Source organism: Pseudomonas sp. ACN8 (genome assembly GCF_002303925.1).
Taxonomy (GTDB): domain Bacteria; phylum Pseudomonadota; class Gammaproteobacteria; order Pseudomonadales; family Pseudomonadaceae; genus Aquipseudomonas.
In genome coordinates, this window is sequence record NZ_MRCS01000015.1 from 50,002 (window position 1) to 69,690 (window position 19,689).

Here is a 19,689-nt window from a genome sequence, read left to right on the forward strand (position 1 = left end):
CGAGCCTGCTCGCGATGGGCGTGAACGATGACGCGGGTTGTCTGAATGAGCGCATTCACCGGACGTTTTTCGCGAGCAGGCTCGCTCCTACAGGATGGGGTTCAGTCGATGTACTCGAACAGCTTCACAATCTTCTGTACGCCGGAAACGCCCTGTACCAGGTTGGTCGCCTGCGCTGCTTCCTGCTTGGTCAGCAGGCCCAGCAAGTAGACGATGCCGTTTTCAGTGACAACCTTGATGCGCGAACCAGGGATGTTCGCATCGGCGAGCATCTGGGCCTTGATCTTGGTGGTCAGCCAAGTGTCGTTCTGGCGTGCCAGCAACGAGGAGGGTGGCAGGATTTGCAGTTCGTTGTGCACCTGTTTCACGCGCTGGACAGCGGCGGCGGCCTGTTCGGCCTTGGCCTTGAGGTCTGCGCGTGGCGTTTGCCCGGCGAGCAGCACGACACCGTTGAAGCTGGTGACGACGATGTGCGAATCCTTGTCCAGGGCCGGGTCGGCCTTGGCGATGTTCACACCGACCTTGGTGTCGATCAGGGAGTCGTCGATCTTGCTGCCCAGTGTGCGAGTGCCGCGGTCATCTTCAATCGGTGCTTCACGGCTGGCAGTCACCACCGAGGTGCAGCCGCTGATGCCGAGGCACAGGGTCAAGGCCAGTAGGCCAAGGCGATTAGGGGTCATTCTTCACTCCCGAACAATTGGCTGTCGATCAAGTCGCAAAGGCAGTGGATCGCCAGCAGGTGGACTTCCTGAATACGAGCGGTGACGTTGGCCGGTACGCGAATCTCGACGTCCTCGGGCAATAGCAGCGACGCCATGCCGCCGCCATCACGTCCCGTCAATGCTACGACAATCATTTCGCGATCATGTGCGGCCTGGATCGCTTGAATTATGTTGGCCGAGTTGCCGCTGGTGGAGATAGCCAGCAACACATCGCCCGGTTGGCCGAGTGCACGGATCTGTTTGGAGAAGATTTCGTTGTAGCTGTAGTCGTTGGCGATCGAGGTGATCGTCGAGCTGTCGGTCGTCAGGGCGATGGCCGGCAGGCTCGGACGCTCGCGCTCGAAGCGATTGAGCAGTTCAGACGAGAAATGCTGGGCGTCGCCGGCAGAGCCACCGTTGCCGCAGGAAAGCATTTTGCCTTCGTTGAGCAGGGCATTGACCATGACCTGGCTGGCTTGCTCGATGTGCGGTGCAAGTACTTCCATCGCCTGTTGCTTGGTGTCGATACTGGCCTGAAAAAGCTGGCGAATTCGCGATTGCATGTCCATCTGTGTGACCTTAAGTAGCGCGGCTGTTCGGCACGTGAATGTGCAGCCCGCAAAGCAAAGAGCAAAAGTGTTGGGTGATAGTGTCCGGTTCGCAATGCCGGCGATCAGCCGTCGAAGGCATTCTGTAGCCAGTTCAATTGATCGAGGTTGCTGTCGATGGCAATCACGTCGAAGCGGCAAGGGGAATTGGCCCAGCGCGGCTCGCGCTGAAGAAAATATTGCGCGGCGAAAATCAGTTTTTGCCGTTTGCGCTCATCGATGCTATCGAGCGCGCCACCCCATTGAGTGTTTTTTCTGTAGCGGACTTCAACGAATACTACTGTATCGCCATCTAGCATGACCAGATCAAGCTCGCCGCGTTTACACAACCAGTTCTGCGCCAGCAGGCGCAGACCCTGTTGTTGAAGATGCTCGAGCGCATGGCGCTCGGCATCCTTGCCGCTTTGCTGGCGTGACCTGTCGGGCATCAGCGAACGGTGTCCGGCAGGCGCTGAACCTGGCCATTGGCGAACTCGGCCCATGGCAACTGGCGCACGACCCGTTGGCTCTGAGACATGCCAAGGCTGCCCGACTCGCCTTCGATGCGGCTGTCCGGAAGGGATTTGAGCTGGCCCAAGCGAGGCGCCAGTCGATAGGCGTCCACACCCATGGCATACAGGCGCCCCAGGCTGCCGGCGGCTTGTGGCCATTGAGCAGTGACCTGGCGGCGCAGTGGGTCATTGGCGTCCAGCAACCATGGTGTCTCGCAGAAGCGAATGCCATTCATGTCGTTGTACTGGTTGACGTCACCGCTGGCGCTGAACACGTGGGAGGTGGCGTAGACCGGAACATCGCCTGCGTACTGGAAGTTCAGGGTCGGTTTGATCTGTTGGGCCTGTTGCGGTGTTGCGGCGAGGAAAATGAACTCGATGTCCTGGCGGCGCGATGGCTGGGCAGCGACTTGCGAGCCAACGGTGCTTTGCAGGCTCTTGGCGCGACCTTCGCTCTGGCGCAGCTGGAACATGTCGGCAATCTGCTGGGCCAACTGGACCGGCTGGTCGACGCGCTCGGTAGCGACGATGGTGCCGCCATTGGCTTGCCAATCCTGGCTGAACGCCTTGATCACACGGTCGCCCCATTCACCTTTCGGCACCATGATGGCTGCGCGATGCAGACCGTCGGCGCGAGCGCGGCGCGACACTTCGCGGGCTTCGTCTTCAGCGGCAAGGCCGAACTGGAACAGCTGCGCCGGGCCTTGATCGCCCTCGCTGTAATTGAGTGCCAGGGTAGTGATCGGCAGCTGCGGGCGAGTGCTCAGCTGTTTGACCAGCGGCTTCTCCAGCGGGCCGACGACCAGTTGCACGCCATCGGCCTGGGCCTTGCGGTAGAACTCGTCCATGGAAGTCAGGCGCGAGCTGTCATAGAACTCGATGGCCGGTGGTTTCTGCCCGGCCTGTTGGGCCTGGTAGTGAGCGGCCATGAAGCCGTCGCGCAGTGCTCTGCCAACCGAGGCCAACTGGCCGTCCTGAGGCAGCAGCAGGGCGATCTTGCTCAGGGGCTGGCTGGCCAGCTCCTTGAGTTGGGTCAGTGGCTGCGGCAATTGAACGGCTGCCGGGTGCTTCGGGTTCTGTGCGCGCCAGTTGTCGATGGCCGCCTGTTGCTGCTCCAGGGTGCCGGCGGATTTCACGGCCAGCGCCAGGGCCATCCAGCCGCCGAGATCGTCGGTGGTGTTTGGTTGCAACTGATCGGTCGGCAGTGAAGCGATCAGGGTCCAGATGGCTTCGTGGTTTTTGCCCGCGGCTTCGCCTTCAAGCATCGGCGCGATGAAAATGCGCTGGCGAGCGGCGGCGAGGGTCTGGCCATCGGCTTCAAGTGCGCGGGCGTGAACGGTGCCGGTGCGGACCTGTTGTTCGTCGGGCAGTTCGCTCAAGTATTGCAGGCTTGGGTGGCTCAAGGCGGCCAATGCAGCCTTGGGCTGATTGCGGGTCATGGCCAGTTCAGCCGCCAGGGTGTTGGCGAAAACCTGCGGGCCCGGCTTGAGTTGTTCGACAGGAACCTGTTGCAGGATTTGCGCGGACTGGCCGGCATTGCCCTGGCGATAGGCCAGGTCGGCAGCGCTCAAGCGCAGCAGGGCGGCATCTTCCGGTGATTTGCTTTGGGAGGCCTTCTCGAGCAGTTGCTCGATACTGGCGTCCGGTGTCCGTGGAAGCTCGCCAAGGCTGGAGGAGGGCGAGCTGGCGCAAGCCGTCAACAAGGCAGCGAGGCAGAGGGCAGATAACAGCCGCAGGCAAGCGATCATGTAAGCGTTCCTGATACTCGATCAAATTAGCGTGGAATTGTACCCAAGCACTGGCCGGGGCGCGATGTTACTGGCGTGAATCGATCAATTTAGCTGGTGTAAATGTTGCTCCAGCGCACAAACAGTCGCCGATACCTCGTTTGCTTGCGGGTATCGTGAGTCTCGCTACGCGCTACAATGGCGACTTTTACCGATCATGAGGTGTGCGCTTTGACTGCTCCAGGTGCTTTGAATTCCGCTGCTGGCTCGCTTTATGTGGTGGCGACGCCCATCGGCAACCTGGATGACATCAGTGCGCGGGCGCTGAAGATTCTGCGTGAAGTGGCCCTGGTCGCTGCGGAAGACACCCGTCATTCCCAGCGCTTGATGCAGCACTTCGGCATCTCGACGCCATTGGCGGCCTGCCATGAGCACAACGAGCGGGATGAAGGTAGTCGCTTTATCACGCGCCTGCTTGCCGGTGACAACGTGGCGTTGATTTCCGATGCCGGGACGCCGCTGATTTCCGATCCGGGTTATCACCTGGTGCGGCAGGCCCGGGCAGCGGGCATTAATGTAGTACCGGTTCCGGGTGCCTGCGCATTGATTGCAGCGCTGTCGGCGGCGGGGCTGCCTTCCGATCGTTTCATTTTCGAAGGTTTTCTGCCGGCCAAGGCAGTGGGGCGGCGTGCGCGTCTGGAGCAGGTAAAGGAAGAACCTCGTACTTTGATCTTCTATGAGGCTCCGCATCGAATTCTGGAATGCCTGCAAGACATGGAGCTGGTGTTCGGCCCCGAGCGTCCGGCGCTGCTTGCCCGTGAGCTGACCAAGACGTTTGAGACTCTCAAGGGGCTGCCGCTGGCTGAGTTGCGCGAGTTCGTCGAGTCGGACAGCAACCAGCAGCGCGGCGAGTGCGTGGTACTGGTGGCTGGCTGGTCCGCGCCCGAGGAAGAGGGGGCCGTCAGCAGCGAAGCGATGCGCATCCTCAACCTGTTGCTCGAAGAAATGCCGCTCAAGCGTGCGGCGGCGTTGGCGGCGCAAATCACCGGCGAGCGAAAGAATGTGCTGTACCAGATCGCGCTGGATCAGCAAAAGGGCGAGTAAAACCCGACGCACAGGCGTGCTCAATGGCGCTTGGCGCTTGTTCTTCGGGCGCTGTGCCGGTAACCTTCGCGGCGGAGAGTCGATCGGACAGTCGCTGCCCTCTATGAAAATTAGGGGGGGGAGGAAAGTCCGGGCTCCATAGGGCGAAGTGCCAGGTAATGCCTGGGAGGCGCGAGCCTACGGAAAGTGCCACAGAAAATAACCGCCTAAGCGCTTCGGCGCCGGTAAGGGTGAAAAGGTGCGGTAAGAGCGCACCGCACGTCTGGCAACAGTTCGTGGCTAGGTAAACCCCACTTGGAGCAAGACCAAATAGGGTCCCAAGGCGTGGCCCGCGCTGGGACCGGGTAGGTTGCTAAAGATGTCCAGTGATGGCCATCGTAGACGAATGACTGTTCAAGACAGAACCCGGCTTACAGATCGACTCTCCACCTTTTTCTTTCCTCTGCTTGAATCATCGGGCAGGGGGTGGGTGATAGCAATTTCCCTCCTTACACATTCATCCGCAGAACCTCTTTTGTAATACCAAAAAAATCTTACTCTTAATAAATTACTTTAACTTTCGAACGCAGCCTTCTGTGCTGATTCAAGTTATCGGTCAGTTTCATCTGCCAGATTCTCGTTGCCCCTCCGTTAATGCTCCTAAATCTCAGTTCTGTAAGGGTTTTCCTTTAATCCGCGCCTTGACGGTGTGGTGGGCGCATTCCTATAGTGTGCACAAGTGGCGGAAAGTGGCATGAAGTGGGTTTTTTGAACTCAAAACGCTAGAATTTGGAGAAACGCTGACGTGTTTCGCGGAGCCAACGCTATCAGTCTCGATGCAAAGGGCCGTCTCGCAATGCCGAGCCGGTACCGTGACGAGCTCGATTCGCGCAGCTCCGGTCAGTTGATCGTGACAATTGATGCCGTTGATCCTTGTTTATGTGTTTACCCGCTCGATGAGTGGGAAATTATTGAAACCAAACTGCGCGCATTGCCTTCGCTTCGCGAAGAGAATCGCCGCCTGCAACGTTTACTGATTGGTAATGCCGTCGACCTCGAGCTCGATGGCAGTGGTCGTTTTCTGGTTCCGCCGCGTCTTCGTGAATATGCCAAGTTGGATAAGCGCGCGATGTTGGTAGGCCAACTGAACAAGTTCCAACTGTGGGACGAAGATGCCTGGAACGCGGTTTCTGCCGCTGACCTGGCTGCCATTCAACAACCGGGCGCTATGCCTGATGAACTGCGTGATTTGATCCTGTGACTATTGATAGCGGCTTTAACCACATCACCGTACTGCTTGACGAAGCTGTCGAGGCTCTCGCCGTACGTCCTGATGGCTGCTATCTGGACGGCACGTTCGGGCGCGGCGGACACAGCCGGTTGATCCTCAGCCAGCTCGGTCCCGATGGTCGGTTGCTCGGATTCGATAAAGATCCACAAGCGATTGCCACCGGGCAGACGCTAGCGGCCGAAGACGGCCGCTTTGTCGTTGTGCAGCGCAGCTTTGCCGAGCTCGGTTCGGAAGTCGCCGAACGCGGTCTGGCCGGCAAGGTCAGCGGCGTTCTGCTGGATCTGGGCGTGTCTTCGCCACAGCTCGACGACCCTGAGCGCGGCTTCAGTTTCCTCAACGACGGTCCGCTGGACATGCGCATGGATCCGTCCCGTGGCATCAGCGCCGCCGAATTCGTCAACACCGCGCCCGTGGAAGAAATCGCCCGGGTGTTCAAGGAATACGGCGAAGAGCGTTTCTCCGGCCGCATGGCCCGTGCCGTGGCCGAGCGCCGCGACATCAAGCCATTCGAACGCACCGGTGACCTGGCAGAAGTCCTGAAGGTCGCCAACCCGGCGTGGGAAAAGGGCAAGAACCCTGCAACCCGCGCCTTCCAGGGGTTGCGTATTCACGTCAACAACGAATTGGGTGACCTGGAAACCGGCCTCGAAGCCGCGCTGGAATGCCTGGAAGTGGGCGGTCGCCTGGTGGTGATCAGCTTCCATTCGCTGGAAGACCGTATCGTCAAACTGTTCATGCGCAAGCTGGTCAAAGGCGAAGCCGACAACCTGCCGCGCAACCTGCCGGTTCGGCATGTCGCCTTCGAACCGAAAATCAAAATCCATGGCAAAGCGCAGACGGCCTCCGACGCCGAACTCAAAGCCAACCCACGTTCCCGTAGCGCTGTCATGCGTGTGGCGGAGAAGCTGCGGTGAGCAGGCTTTTCGCCAAGCCATTGCCCGGCGGAAGCTTCTTCATGCTGCTGCTGTTTGTCGGCGTGCTCATTTCGGCCATCGGCGTGTCCTACAGTGCCCACTGGAACCGTCAGCTATTGAATTCGCTGTACAACGAATTGAGCGTGCGCGACAAGGCGCAGGCGGAGTGGGGGCGGTTGATTCTGGAGCAGAGCACCTGGACCGCTCACAGCCGTATCGAAGTGCTGGCCACCGAACAATTGAAAATGCACATCCCCGGTGCCGCTGACGTGAAGATGGTGGCGCCATGATGAAACTCGAAGGTGCACTCTTTCCCTGGCGGTTCCGCGTGGTGCTGGGTTTGCTCGGCATCATGGTGGCTGCGATTGCCTGGCGCATCATCGATTTGCAAGTGGTCGACCGTGCCTTCCTCAAAGGTCAGGGCGATGCCCGCAGTGTTCGTCATATTCCAATTCCGGCTCACCGTGGTCTGATCACCGACCGAAACGGCGAGCCTTTGGCCGTGAGTACGCCGGTCACCACCCTTTGGGCCAATGCCAAGGAAATGCAAACGGCCAAAGAGAAGTGGCCGGCACTGGCGGCAGCCTTGGGGCAGGACCCGAAAGCCCTGGCCGAACGTCTCGAAGCCCAGGCCAACAAAGAATTCATTTACCTGGTGCGCGGGTTGACCCCGGAGCAGGGCCAGGCTGTGCTCGACCTGAAGGTGCCGGGTGTCTATGGCATCGAAGAGTTCCGGCGGTTTTATCCTGCCGGTGAAGTCACTGCCCATATGGTCGGGTTTACCGACATCGACGATCATGGTCGTGAAGGCGTCGAACTGGCTTACGACGAATGGCTGGCCGGGGTCCCCGGCAAGCGTCAGGTGATCAAGGACCGGCGCGGCCGGCTGATCAAGGATGTGCAGGTCACCAAAAACGCCAAGGCCGGTAAGCCCTTGGCGTTGTCCATTGACCTGCGCCTGCAATACCTGGCCAACCGCGAACTGCGCAACGCGATCATCGAGAACGGTGCCAAGGCCGGTAGCCTGGTGATCATGGATGTGAAGACCGGCGAGATTCTCGCCATGGTCAACCAGCCGACCTACAACCCGAACAACCGTCGCAACCTGCAGCCGGCGATGATGCGTAACCGCGCGATGATCGACGTGTTCGAGCCGGGTTCGACCATGAAGGCGATCTCGATGGCCGCGGCCATCGAAACCGGGCGCTGGAAACCGACCGATACCGTCGAGGTGTATCCGGGCTCCTTGCAGATTGGCAAGTACACCATCAAGGACGTATCCAAGAGCGAAGGTCCAGTGCTCGACCTGGCCGGCATCCTGATCAATTCCAGTAACGTCGGCATGAGCAAGATCGCGTTCGATATCGGCGGCGAGACGATTTTCCGCCTCGCCCAGAAAGTCGGTCTTGGCCAGGATACCGGCCTCGGCTTCCCGGGTGAGCGTGTCGGCAACCTGCCGAACTACCGCGATTGGCGCAAGGCTGAAACCGCCACGCTGTCCTACGGCTACGGTGTTTCCGTGACGGCGATCCAGTTGGTCCACGCCTTCTCGGCCCTGGCCAACAATGGTCGTCTCGCGCCGCTGACCCTGATCAAGACCGACAAGGCGCCGCAAACCACTCAGGTATTGCCGGAAGCTGTCGCGAAAACCATGCAAACCATGCTGCAACAAGTGATCGAGGCCCCGCGCGGTGTGTTTCGTGCGCAGGTGCCGGCGTATCACGTGGGCGGCAAGTCGGGTACTGCGCGTAAAACGTCGGTCGGCACCAAAGGTTACGCCGAGAATTCCTATCGCTCGCTGTTCGCCGGGTTCGGCCCGATGAGCGATCCGCGTTACGCCATCGTGGTGGTGATCGACGAGCCGACCAAGGCCGGTTACTTCGGCGGCCTGGTTTCCGCGCCGGTGTTCAGTCGCGTGATGTCGGGCACCCTGCGCCTGATGAACATTACGCCGGACAACCTGCCACCTACTCAACAAGCGAACGCAACACCGGTCGTTCCGCTGAAAGCCAATGGAGGGCGCGGCTGATGTCCCTGAGCCTGAACAAGATTTTCCCTCACGCCGGTCACGATCTGCTGATTCGCGAGCTCGCCCTGGACAGCCGCAAAGTGCGCGCGGGCGATCTGTTCCTCGCCGTGCCGGGCGGGAAGTTCGATGGACGCGCGCATATTGCCGACGCTTTGCAGCGCGGAGCTGCCGCGGTGGCCTATGAAGTAGAAGGCGCCACGGTCCTGCCGATCACTGAAGTGCCGCTGATTCCGGTCAAAGGTCTGGCGGCTCAGCTGTCGGACATCGCCGGGCGTTTTTATGGCGAGCCAAGCCATCACCTGAACCTGGTGGGCGTGACCGGCACCAACGGCAAGACCAGCGTGACTCAATTGGTTGCCCAGGCACTGGACCTGCTCGGCCAGCACTGCGGCCTGGTCGGTACGCTCGGTTCCGGTTTCTACGGCGCGCTGGAAATCGGCCTGCATACCACGCCGAATCCGATTGCCGTGCAAGCGACCCTGGCAGACCTGAAAAAGGCCGGGGCCAAAGCCGTGGCGATGGAAGTGTCTTCCCATGGTCTGGACCAGGGTCGCGTGACTGCATTGGCGTTCGATGTGGCAGTGATGACCAACCTGTCCCGCGATCACCTGGATTACCACGGCACCATGCAGGCTTACGGCGAAGCCAAGTCCAGGCTGTTTGCCTGGAATGATTTGAAATGCCGCGTGGTCAATCTCGACGACAAGTTTGGTCGGCAACTGGCCGCCGACAAGTGCGAGTCGCGGTTGATCACCTATAGCCTGGAAGATTCCAGCGCCTACCTGTATTGCCGCCAGGCGCAATTCGACGACGAAGGCGTGCGCGCCACGCTGGTCACGCCACAGGGCGAGCACCACTTGCGCAGCACCTTGCTCGGTCGCTTCAACCTGAGCAATGTCCTGGCGGCGGTCGGCGCGTTGCTCGGTCTGGATTATGCCCTGGACGAAATTCTCGAGGTGCTGCCGAAGCTGGAAGGCCCTGCCGGTCGCATGCAGCGTCTGGGCGGAGGCTCGCAGCCGCTGGTGGTGGTCGATTACGCCCACACCCCGGATGCCCTGGAAAAAGTACTGCTGGCCCTGCGTCCACACGCCAAGGGCCGGTTGCTGTGCCTGTTCGGCTGTGGCGGCGACCGCGATCGCGGCAAGCGACCATTGATGGCCGAAGTGGTCGAGCGCCTGGCCGATGGCGTGCTGGTCACCGACGACAACCCGCGTACTGAGGACCCAGCAGTGATTTTCGATGACATCCGTGCCGGTTTCACGGCTGTGGATAAAGTGGAATTCATTGCCGGCCGTGGTCAGGCGATTGCCCGGTTGATCGCCAGTGCCTCGGTGGATGACGTGATTGTCCTGGCCGGTAAAGGTCATGAGGACTATCAGGAAATCAACGGCGAACGCCATGCCTTTTCCGATCTGGTCGAGGCCGATCATGCCTTGACTGCGTGGGAGGTGGCCCATGCTTAAGGCATTGAAACTGAGTGAACTGACCGGTGCGCTGAATGCTCGCCTGCTGTCCGCCGATGCCAGCTTTGACGGTGTCAGCATCGACAGTCGTGCAATCAAGCCGGGTCAACTGTTTATCGCGTTGGCCGGTCCGCGCTTCGATGGTCATGATTATCTCAATGAAGTCGCCGCCAAGGGCGCCGTGGCTGCGCTGGTCGAGCGTGAAGTCGCCGGCAGCACGCTGCCGCAGTTGCTGGTCAGCGACACCCGCCAGGCCCTGGGCCAGTTGGGCGCACTGAATCGCGCCGCCTACACCCATCCGGTCGCGGCCGTCACCGGCTCCAGCGGCAAGACCACGGTCAAGGAGATGCTTGCGAGCATCCTGCGTACGCGCGGCGCAGTACTCGCCACCCGTGGCAACCTGAACAACGATCTCGGCGTGCCTTTGACCTTGCTCGAACTGGCGCCGGAACACTCCGCTGCCGTGATCGAACTGGGTGCTTCGCGCCTGGGTGAAATTGCCTACACCGTCGGCCTTACCAGGCCGCACGTGGCCATTCTCAACAATGCCGGGACCGCCCACGTCGGCGAGTTCGGCGGTCCGGAAAAAATCGTCGAAGCCAAGGGCGAGATCATCGAAGGGCTGGATGCCGATGGCGTCGCCGTTCTCAATCTCGACGACAAGGCATTCGGTATCTGGAAGGCCCGCGCCGGTGACCGCAAAGTGCTGACGTTTGCGTTGAGCAATTCGAGCGCCGATTTCCATGCCAGTGACCTGGCTACGGATGCCCGCGGCTGCCCGGCGTTCAACCTGCACTGCCCTGAAGGTGTGGAGCGCGTGCAACTGAACCTGCTCGGCACCCATAACGTCGCCAATGCCATGGCCGCCGCCGCTGCCGCCCATGCCCTGGGCGTGTCGCTGTTCGGTATCGCCACCGGCCTTGGCGCGGTGCAGCCGGTCAAGGGTCGCACCGTTGCGCAGCTGGCCACCAACGGTATGCGCGTGATCGATGACACTTATAACGCCAACCCCACCTCCATGTGCGCTGCCGTTGATATACTGGCCGGCTTTTCCGGTCGCACCGTCCTGGTGCTCGGGGATATCGGCGAGTTGGGCGAATGGGCGGAGCAGGGGCACCGCGACGTGGGCGAGTACGCCCGTGGCAAGGTTTCTGCGCTGTACGCCGTCGGGCCAATGATGGCTCACGCCGTGAACGCATTCGGTCCACAGGCTCTTCACTTCAGCACGCAGGCTGAACTGATCAAGGCCCTGGGGGCCGAGCAAGACACAAACACCACCATTTTGATCAAGGGATCGCGCAGCGCTGCGATGGAAAACGTCGTCGCCGCCTTGTGCGGGTCCAGTCTGGAGAAACATTAATGCTGCTGCTGCTAGCGGAGTATCTGCAACAGTTCTACAAAGGCTTCGCGGTCTTCCAGTACCTGACCCTGCGCGGGATTCTCGGTGTACTGACCGCGCTGGTCTTGTCGCTGTGCTATGGCCCATGGATGATCCGCACCTTGCAGAACCGGCAGATCGGTCAATCCGTGCGCAACGACGGCCCGCAGTCGCACCTGTCCAAGTCGGGTACGCCGACCATGGGCGGCGCGCTGATTCTGTCGTCCATCGGTGTCAGCACCCTGCTGTGGGCTGACCTGAGCAATCGCTACGTCTGGGTCGTACTGCTGGTGACCCTGCTGTTCGGCGCCATCGGCTGGGTCGACGACTACCGCAAGGTCATCGAGAAAAACTCCCGTGGCTTGCCGAGCCGCTGGAAATATTTCTGGCAATCGGTGTTCGGTCTGGGCGCGGCGATCTTCCTTTATATGACTGCCGCCACGCCGGTGGAAACCACCCTGATCCTGCCGATGCTCAAGGACTACAGCATTGCGCTGGGCGCCGGTTTCATCGTCCTGACCTATTTCGTGATCGTCGGTTCGAGCAACGCGGTCAACCTGACCGACGGCCTCGACGGCCTGGCGATCATGCCGACCGTGATGGTTGGTGGTGGCCTAGGCATTTTCTGCTACCTGTCGGGTAACGTGAAATTCGCCGAATACCTGCTGATTCCTTATGTACCGGGCGCCGGTGAGTTGATCGTGTTCTGTGGCGCACTGATCGGAGCAGGCCTGGGCTTCCTCTGGTTCAACACCTATCCGGCACAGGTCTTCATGGGTGACGTCGGCGCACTGGCGCTGGGCGCGGCCCTGGGCACCATCGCGGTGATCGTCCGTCAGGAAATCGTCCTGTTCATCATGGGCGGCGTGTTCGTGATGGAAACCCTGTCAGTCGTCATTCAGGTTGCCTCTTTTAAACTGACCGGTCGCCGTGTTTTCCGCATGGCGCCCATTCACCACCACTTTGAACTCAAGGGCTGGCCCGAGCCGCGCGTGATCGTCCGTTTCTGGATCATCACCGTGATTCTCGTGCTGATCGGCCTTGCCACCCTGAAGCTGAGGTAGAAACACGTGTCTCTGATCGCTTCTGACCACTTCCGCATCGTTGTCGGCCTCGGCAAGAGCGGCATGTCCCTGGTTCGCTTCCTGGCGAACCAGGGCGTGGCGTTTGCCGTGGCCGATACGCGGGAAAATCCACCGGAACTGGCCACGCTCAAGCGTGACTATCCCCACGTGGAAGTGCGTTGTGGCGAGCTGGACGTCGAATTCCTGTGCCGTGCCGACGAGCTCTACGTGAGCCCCGGCCTGGCGCTGGCGACCCCGGCCCTGCAGGCTGCCGCCGCCCGTGGCGTGAAGTTGTCCGGCGACATCGAGCTGTTCGCGCGTAACGCGAAGGCGCCGATCGTGGCCATCAGCGGCTCCAACGCGAAAAGTACCGTGACCACCCTGGTCGGCGAGATGGCGGCTGCGGCCGGCAAGCGAGTTGCCGTCGGTGGCAACCTCGGTACGCCGGCGCTGGACTTGCTCAGTGACGACATCGAGTTGTACGTGATGGAACTGTCGAGTTTCCAGCTGGAAACCACCGATCAGCTCAACGCCGAAGTGGCGACCGTGCTCAATATCAGCGAAGACCACATGGACCGTTACAGCGGTCTGCCGGCCTATCACCTGGCCAAGCACCGGATCTTCCGGGGCGCCAGGCAGTTCGTGGTCAATCGCCAGGATGCCCTGAGTCGTCCGTTGATGGGCGAAGGTCAGCCTTGCTGGACCTTCGGCCTGAGCAAACCTGATTTCAAGGCCTTTGGTATCCGTGAAGAAGGCAGCGAGAAATACCTGGCCTTCGAATTCCAGAACCTGATGCCGGTGCGCGAATTGAAGATTCGCGGCTCCCACAACCAGTCCAACGCCCTGGCGGCCCTGGCCCTGGGCCATGCGGTCGGCCTGCCGTTCGACGCCATGCTGTCGAGCCTGCGCACCTTCGCCGGTCTCGAGCATCGTTGCCAATGGGTCCGCGACCTCGACGGCGTGGGCTACTACAACGATTCCAAGGCCACCAACGTCGGTGCCGCCCTGGCGGCCATCGAAGGTTTGGGCGCAGACATCGACGGCAAGGTCGTGCTGATCGCCGGTGGCGACGGCAAGGGTGCCGAGTTCAAGGACCTGCGCGATCCGGTGGCGGCCAACTGCCGCGCCGTGGTCCTGATGGGCCGCGACTCCGACAAGATCGGCGAGGCCATCGGCGATGCCGTACCGCTGATCCGCGCCGGCTCCCTGGTCGAAGCCGTCGAACAATGCCGTGCCGCAGCCCAACCGGGCGACGTAGTGCTGCTGTCGCCAGCCTGCGCCAGTTTCGACATGTTCAAGAACTACGAAGACCGTGGTCACCAGTTCGTCCAAGCCGTGGAGGATCTGGCATGAGCCTCAAAGGCATCATCAAGCCGTATCCATCGCCACTCATCACCGGGCGCGGTATCGACCTTGATTTCCCGATGCTCGCCGGTTGCCTGACGCTGCTCGGCCTGGGGCTGATCATGATCGCCTCGGCATCGACCGAAGTGGCGGCCGTGCAGTCGGGCAGCGCCCTGTATTACATGATTCGCCACCTTATTTACGTGGTGCTGGGCCTGGGTGCCTGCATCGTCACCATGATGATCCCGATCGCCACCTGGCAACGCCTGGGCTGGCTGATGCTGCTGGGTGCGTTCGGCTTGCTGGTGATGGTGATCATTCCGGGGATCGGCCGTGAAGTTAACGGCTCAATGCGCTGGATCGGCTTCAGTTTCTTCAACGTCCAGCCTTCCGAGATCGCCAAGGTGTTCGTGGTGATCTACCTCGCCGGTTATCTGGTGCGCCGCCAGAAAGAAGTGCGTGAAAGCTGGATGGGCTTCTTCAAGCCGTTCATCGTGCTGCTGCCGATGGCGGGTCTGCTGCTGATGGAGCCGGACTTCGGTGCCACCGTCGTGATGATGGGGGCCGCTGCGGCGATGCTGTTCCTGGGCGGCGTCGGGCTGTTCCGTTTTTCCCTGATGGTGGTGCTGGCTGTCGGCGCGGTGGTGCTGTTGATTCAGATGCAGCCCTATCGAATGGCGCGCCTGACCAACTTTGCCGACCCGTGGGCCGACCAGTTCGGCGCCGGCTATCAGCTGTCCCAGGCGTTGATCGCCTTCGGTCGCGGAGAATGGCTGGGCGTCGGCCTGGGCAACAGCGTGCAAAAACAGTTCTACCTGCCGGAAGCCCACACCGACTTCGTGTTCTCGGTCCTGGCCGAAGAGCTGGGTGCGGTGGGTTCGTTGTGCACCGTGGCATTGTTCGTCTTCGTGTGTATTCGTGGCATGTACATCGGACTGTGGGCTGAAAAGGCCAAGCAGTTTTTTGCAGCTTACGTGGCATATGGCCTGTCGTTCCTGTGGATCGGTCAATTCCTGATCAACATCGGCGTGAACGTCGGTCTGCTGCCGACCAAGGGTCTGACCCTGCCGTTCCTCAGTTATGGCGGCAGTTCGTTGGTGATCTGCTGTGCCTGTCTCGGCTTGTTGCTGCGCATCGAGTGGGAAAGTCGTACCCACCTGGGCAGTGAAGAGATGGAGTTCCATGAAAGCGACTTCGCCGAGGAGCCGAACCATGGGCGCTAACGTCATGATCATGGCCGGCGGCACCGGTGGCCACGTGTTCCCGGCGCTGGCCTGTGCCCGCGAATTCCAGGCGCGCGGCTATACCGTGCACTGGCTCGGCACACCCCGAGGGATCGAGAACGATCTGGTGCCGATGGCCGGTATCGAGTTGCATCGGATCAACGCCAGCGGTCTGCGGGGCAAGGGCAAATTGTCCCTGCTCAAGGCACCGTTCATGTTGCTCAAGTCGGTTTGGCAGGCGCGGGCGATCATTCGTCGTCTGCAACCGGTCTGTGTCGTGGGCTTTGGTGGCTTTGTGACCGGTCCTGGCGGTGTCGCGGCCAAACTGGCCGGCGTGCCGGTGATCGTTCACGAACAGAACGCCGTGGCCGGTACCGCCAATCGGTTGCTGGTGCCGTTTGCCGCCCGAGTCTGTGAAGCGTTCCCCGACACCTTTACCCTGTCGGACAGCCGCCGGACCACCGGTAATCCGGTGCGCACTGAGCTGTTCCTCGAGACATCGCGACCTGCCCTGGCCGGTCGCAAGGCGCGTTTGCTGATCCTGGGCGGAAGCCTGGGCGCAGAGCCGTTGAACAAGTTGCTGCCTGAAGCCCTGTCGCAAGTCGCTGCCGACTTGCGTCCGGAAGTGTTCCATCAGGCCGGCAAAAACCACGATGAAGTGACTGCAGAGCGCTATCGCGCGGCTGGCGTCGAGGCGCAAGTGCAGCCCTTCATCAAAGACATGGCCCAAGCCTACGGCTGGGCCGACCTGGTGGTATGTCGCGCAGGCGCGCTGACCATCAGTGAACTGGCCGCCGCCGGTCTGCCCTCGATGCTGGTGCCTTTGCCTCACGCCATCGACGATCACCAGACCCGCAACGCCGAATATTTGGCCCGTGAAGGCGCAGCCTTCCTGATGCCACAAAGAACGACTGGCGCAGCGGATCTTGCCGCTCGCCTGACAGAGGTCCTGATGCAACCACAACGACTCAACGAAATGGCTACCGCGGCACGCCGCCTGGCCAAACCCGATGCCACCCGTAACGTGGTCGATAGCTGCCTGGAGGTGGCCCATGGTTGAGAGTCAGAAAGCCATGCCGCAACCGGAAATGCGCCGCATCCGCCGTATCCACTTCGTCGGCATCGGCGGTGTAGGCATGTGCGGGATTGCCGAAGTGCTGCTGAACCTGGGTTATGCCGTGTCCGGTTCCGACCTGAAGGCTTCGCCGGTGACCGAGCGTCTGGAGTCCTTCGGGGCGCAGATCTTCATCGGCCATCGCGCCGAGAACGCCGCGGCCGCTGACGTGCTGGTGGTGTCGAGCGCCGTGAACACCTCCAACCCGGAAGTCGCTACCGCGCTGGAACGCCGTATCCCGGTGGTGCCGCGTGCTGAGATGCTGGCTGAGCTGATGCGTTATCGCCACGGCATTGCCGTTGCCGGTACCCATGGCAAAACCACCACCACCAGCCTGATCGCTTCGGTGTTCGCCGCCGGTGGCCTGGACCCGACATTCGTGATCGGTGGACGCCTGAATGCCGCGGGCACCAATGCCCAGCTCGGCACCAGCCGCTACCTGATCGCCGAAGCCGACGAAAGCGACGCCAGCTTCCTGCACTTGCAACCGCTGGTGGCCGTGGTCACCAACATCGACGCCGATCACATGGCGACCTACGACGGCGACTTCAACAAGCTGAAGAAAACCTTCGTCGAGTTCCTCCACAACCTGCCGTTCTACGGTCTGGCGGTGGTGTGCCTGGACGATCCGGTGGTGCGTGAAATCCTCCCGCAGGTCAAACGCCCGACGGTCACCTATGGCTTCGGCGAAGACTGCGACGTGCGCGCCATCAACGTGCGCCAGCAAGGCATGCAGACCTTCTTCACCGTGCTGCGCCCTGACCGCGAGCCGCTGGATGTTTCGGTCAACATGCCGGGCAACCACAACGTATTGAACGCACTGGCGACCATCTGCATCGCCACTGACGAAGGCGTCAGCGATGAAGCCATCGTCCAGGGGCTGTCCGGGTTCCAGGGTGTCGGCCGACGCTTCCAGGTCTACGGCGAACTGCCGGTGGACGGCGGCAATGTGATGCTGGTCGATGACTACGGTCACCACCCGACGGAAGTCGCGGCCGTGATCAAGGCCGTACGCGGTGGCTGGCCGGAGCGCCGCCTGGTGATGGTCTACCAGCCGCACCGTTACAGCCGCACCCGTGACCTGTACGACGATTTCGTCAATGTGCTGGCCGACGCCAACGTCCTGCTGCTGATGGAAGTCTATCCGGCCGGTGAGGAGCCGATCCCGGGGGCCGACAGCCGCAAGCTGTGCAACAGCATCCGTCAGCGTGGCCAGCTGGACCCGATCTACATCGAGCGTGGTGTCGACCTCGCGCCAGTGGTCAAGCCGCTGCTGCGTGCCGGCGACATCCTGCTGTGCCAGGGCGCCGGCGATATCGGCGGTCTCGCACCAAAACTGTTGAAAAGTGAGTTGTTCGCCGGTGCCGTTGCCGCACCGGAGAAGGGGAAGTTGAAATGAATGCTGCCTACGCCAACCTGGTCTCCACGATCGCGCCGAAAGACTTCGGCCGTGTCGCCGTGCTGTTCGGCGGCAAGAGCGCCGAGCGAGAAGTGTCCCTGAAGTCCGGCAACGCCGTTCTCGACGCACTGCAAAGCGCCGGTGTGGACGCGTTCGGCCTCGACGTGGGCGATGACCTGCTGCAGCGTCTGCAGAGCGAAAAGATCGACCGCGCCTTCATCATCCTCCACGGTCGTGGCGGTGAAGACGGCAGCATGCAGGGCCTGCTCGAATGCCTGGGCATTCCGTACACCGGCAGTGGCATCCTGGCGTCGGCCCTGGCCATGGACAAACTGCGTACCAAGCAGGTCTGGCACAGCCTGGGCATTCCGACCCCACGTCACGCGGTCCTTTGCAGCGAGGCCGATTGTATTTCGGCGGCGACGGAACTGGGCTTCCCTTTGATCGTCAAACCGGCCCATGAAGGTTCAAGTATCGGGATGGCCAAAGTGAGTTCCTCTCCTGCGTTGATCGACGCATGGAAAGCGGCCAGTACCTACGATTCGCAAGTGTTGGTCGAGCAATGGATTCACGGTCCGGAGTTCACCATCGCCACCCTGCGTGACCAGGTGTTGCCACCGATTGCCCTGGGCACGACGCACAGCTTCTACGACTACGACGCCAAGTACATCGCCAACGATACCCAGTACCGCATTCCGTGCGGTCTGGACAGCGCCAAGGAAAAGGAACTCATGGACCTCACGGCGAAAGCCTGTGAAGCGCTGGGGATCGCCGGTTGGGGCAGGGCAGACGTGATGCAAGACGCCGACGGGCAGTTCTGGTTCCTGGAAGTCAACACCGCACCGGGCATGACCGATCACAGCCTGGTGCCGATGGCGGCCCGTGCCGCCGGTCTGGATTTCCAGCAACTGGTTCTGGCCATTCTGGCCGAGAGCGTTGTCGGCAACACTGCCGGTAACCAAGAGTCGACGAGAGGTTAAGGCCATGCAAGGCGCTCAGCTCAGACATCAGCCCACCGCACCGACCGGCCGCAAGCCGGTACCGCGGGGCGCCAGCCGAATGGTGGCCAAAGAGCCGATGTCCGCGCGCCTGCCGAAAGCCAATTTCGGTTTTCTCAAAGCGTTGTTCTGGCCGGTACTGCTGGTGGCTTTGGGGGTCGGTACTTATGAAGGCGCGACGCGGTTGTTGCCGTATGCCGACAGACCGATCACCAAAGTCAACGTGCAGGGCGACCTCAGTTACATCAGTCAGCAAGCGGTGCAGCAGCGGATCGCCCCGTACGTGGCGTCGAGCTTCTTCACCATTGACCTGGCGAGCATGCGCACCGAGCTGGAAACGATGCCATGGATTGCCCACGCCGAAGTGCGCCGGGTGTGGCCGGATCAAGTGGTGATCCGCCTGGAAGAACAACTGCCGGTGGCCCGCTGGGGCGACGAGTCGCTGTTGAACAACCAGGGCCAGGCCTTCACTCCGCGCGAGCTGGCGAACTATGAACACCTGCCACAGCTGTTCGGCCCACAGCGGGCCCAGCAGCAAGTGATGCAGCAATACCAGGTGCTGAGCCAGATGCTCAGGCCGCTGGGCTTCTCGATTGCCCGCCTGGAGCTGCGTGATCGCGGCAGCTGGTTCCTGACCACCGGCCCCGGCAGTGCGGGTCCCGGGATCGAACTGCTGCTGGGACGCGGCAACCAGGTGGAAAAGATGCGCCGTTTTATCGCCATCTATGACAAGACGCTCAAAGAACAGATTACGAACATTGCGCGCATCGATCTGCGCTACGCCAACGGCCTCGCTGTTGGCTGGCGGGAACCTGTAGCGCCCACGGCAGCCCAACCCGCTGTCGCGAAGAATTAAGAAGAG

Annotated in this window: 18 protein-coding genes and 1 other RNA gene; 15 read left to right on the top strand and 4 right to left on the bottom strand. The window is 61.3% G+C overall.

Annotated features, from left to right (window positions below; all coding sequences use genetic code 11):
* Nucleotides 1–101 precede the first annotated feature (101 nt).
* The 4 genes from BSF44_RS10765 to BSF44_RS10780 all read right to left on the bottom strand — a co-directional run bounded on the left by BSF44_RS10765 (nucleotide 102) and on the right by BSF44_RS10780 (nucleotide 3,548).
* On the bottom strand, nucleotides 102–680 hold the full coding sequence (locus tag BSF44_RS10765; RefSeq protein WP_095943483.1) for a BON domain-containing protein: 579 nt from the start codon (nucleotides 678–680) through the stop codon (nucleotides 102–104).
* Nucleotides 677–1,270, bottom strand: coding sequence for a phosphoheptose isomerase (locus tag BSF44_RS10770; RefSeq protein WP_007972584.1), 594 nt, complete (start codon nucleotides 1,268–1,270; stop codon nucleotides 677–679). Before BSF44_RS10770 ends, BSF44_RS10765 begins: the two co-directional genes overlap by 4 nt.
* A 104-nt stretch (nucleotides 1,271–1,374) precedes the next feature.
* Entirely contained in the window at nucleotides 1,375–1,737 is a 363-nt protein-coding gene (locus BSF44_RS10775; protein WP_008045939.1) for a YraN family protein, read from the bottom strand.
* Nucleotides 1,737–3,548: a penicillin-binding protein activator gene (locus BSF44_RS10780; protein ID WP_095943484.1), complete on the bottom strand. Its 1,812-nt coding sequence runs from the start codon at nucleotides 3,546–3,548 to the stop codon at nucleotides 1,737–1,739. The genes BSF44_RS10775 and BSF44_RS10780 overlap by 1 nt, the downstream gene beginning before the upstream one ends.
* Before the next feature lie 177 nt (nucleotides 3,549–3,725).
* Between BSF44_RS10780 and rsmI the strand changes: the two genes are divergently transcribed.
* From rsmI to BSF44_RS10855, 15 genes are all read left to right on the top strand, one after another.
* Entirely contained in the window at nucleotides 3,726–4,631 is a 906-nt protein-coding gene (gene rsmI / locus BSF44_RS10785; protein ID WP_162130349.1) for a 16S rRNA (cytidine(1402)-2'-O)-methyltransferase, read from the top strand.
* 75 nt (nucleotides 4,632–4,706) lie between these two features.
* Nucleotides 4,707–5,060, top strand: an RNA gene (rnpB, locus tag BSF44_RS10790) — RNase P RNA component class A.
* 355 nt (nucleotides 5,061–5,415) lie between these two features.
* Complete coding sequence (mraZ, locus tag BSF44_RS10795; protein ID WP_007917012.1) at nucleotides 5,416–5,871, top strand: division/cell wall cluster transcriptional repressor MraZ; 456 nt, start codon at nucleotides 5,416–5,418, stop codon at nucleotides 5,869–5,871.
* On the top strand, nucleotides 5,868–6,815 hold the full coding sequence (gene rsmH / locus BSF44_RS10800; protein ID WP_008045933.1) for a 16S rRNA (cytosine(1402)-N(4))-methyltransferase RsmH: 948 nt from the start codon (nucleotides 5,868–5,870) through the stop codon (nucleotides 6,813–6,815). Before mraZ ends, rsmH begins: the two co-directional genes overlap by 4 nt.
* Nucleotides 6,812–7,105 carry a cell division protein FtsL gene (gene ftsL, locus BSF44_RS10805; RefSeq protein ID WP_032829321.1) on the top strand — a complete coding sequence of 98 codons (294 nt, stop codon included), beginning with the start codon at nucleotides 6,812–6,814 and terminating at the stop codon, nucleotides 7,103–7,105. The genes rsmH and ftsL overlap by 4 nt, the downstream gene beginning before the upstream one ends.
* Nucleotides 7,105–8,844, top strand: coding sequence for a penicillin-binding protein 2 (locus BSF44_RS10810; RefSeq protein WP_172435334.1), 1,740 nt, complete (start codon nucleotides 7,105–7,107; stop codon nucleotides 8,842–8,844). Before ftsL ends, BSF44_RS10810 begins: the two co-directional genes overlap by 1 nt.
* Complete coding sequence (locus BSF44_RS10815) at nucleotides 8,844–10,307, top strand: UDP-N-acetylmuramoyl-L-alanyl-D-glutamate--2,6-diaminopimelate ligase (RefSeq protein WP_095943486.1); 1,464 nt, start codon at nucleotides 8,844–8,846, stop codon at nucleotides 10,305–10,307. Before BSF44_RS10810 ends, BSF44_RS10815 begins: the two co-directional genes overlap by 1 nt.
* Nucleotides 10,300–11,667 (top strand): UDP-N-acetylmuramoyl-tripeptide--D-alanyl-D-alanine ligase, encoded by a 1,368-nt coding sequence (gene murF / locus BSF44_RS10820; protein ID WP_095943487.1) that lies wholly within the window; start codon nucleotides 10,300–10,302, stop codon nucleotides 11,665–11,667. Before BSF44_RS10815 ends, murF begins: the two co-directional genes overlap by 8 nt.
* Nucleotides 11,667–12,749, top strand: a complete 1,083-nt coding sequence (gene mraY / locus BSF44_RS10825) for a phospho-N-acetylmuramoyl-pentapeptide-transferase (protein WP_095943488.1) — start codon at nucleotides 11,667–11,669, stop codon at nucleotides 12,747–12,749. The genes murF and mraY overlap by 1 nt, the downstream gene beginning before the upstream one ends.
* Before the next feature lie 6 nt (nucleotides 12,750–12,755).
* Entirely contained in the window at nucleotides 12,756–14,102 is a 1,347-nt protein-coding gene (murD, locus tag BSF44_RS10830) for a UDP-N-acetylmuramoyl-L-alanine--D-glutamate ligase (protein WP_095943489.1), read from the top strand.
* Entirely contained in the window at nucleotides 14,099–15,316 is a 1,218-nt protein-coding gene (ftsW, locus tag BSF44_RS10835) for a putative lipid II flippase FtsW (RefSeq protein WP_056726220.1), read from the top strand. Before murD ends, ftsW begins: the two co-directional genes overlap by 4 nt.
* Nucleotides 15,306–16,376 (top strand): undecaprenyldiphospho-muramoylpentapeptide beta-N-acetylglucosaminyltransferase, encoded by a 1,071-nt coding sequence (gene murG, locus BSF44_RS10840; protein WP_008045918.1) that lies wholly within the window; start codon nucleotides 15,306–15,308, stop codon nucleotides 16,374–16,376. The genes ftsW and murG overlap by 11 nt, the downstream gene beginning before the upstream one ends.
* Nucleotides 16,369–17,829 (top strand): UDP-N-acetylmuramate--L-alanine ligase, encoded by a 1,461-nt coding sequence (gene murC / locus BSF44_RS10845; RefSeq protein WP_007989894.1) that lies wholly within the window; start codon nucleotides 16,369–16,371, stop codon nucleotides 17,827–17,829. The genes murG and murC overlap by 8 nt, the downstream gene beginning before the upstream one ends.
* A complete protein-coding gene (locus tag BSF44_RS10850) occupies nucleotides 17,826–18,809 on the top strand; it encodes a D-alanine--D-alanine ligase (RefSeq protein WP_095943490.1) in 984 nt (327 codons plus the stop codon). Before murC ends, BSF44_RS10850 begins: the two co-directional genes overlap by 4 nt.
* A gap of 4 nt (nucleotides 18,810–18,813) precedes the next feature.
* Entirely contained in the window at nucleotides 18,814–19,683 is an 870-nt protein-coding gene (locus BSF44_RS10855; protein ID WP_095943491.1) for a cell division protein FtsQ/DivIB, read from the top strand.
* The last annotated feature ends 6 nt before the right edge of the window (nucleotides 19,684–19,689 follow it).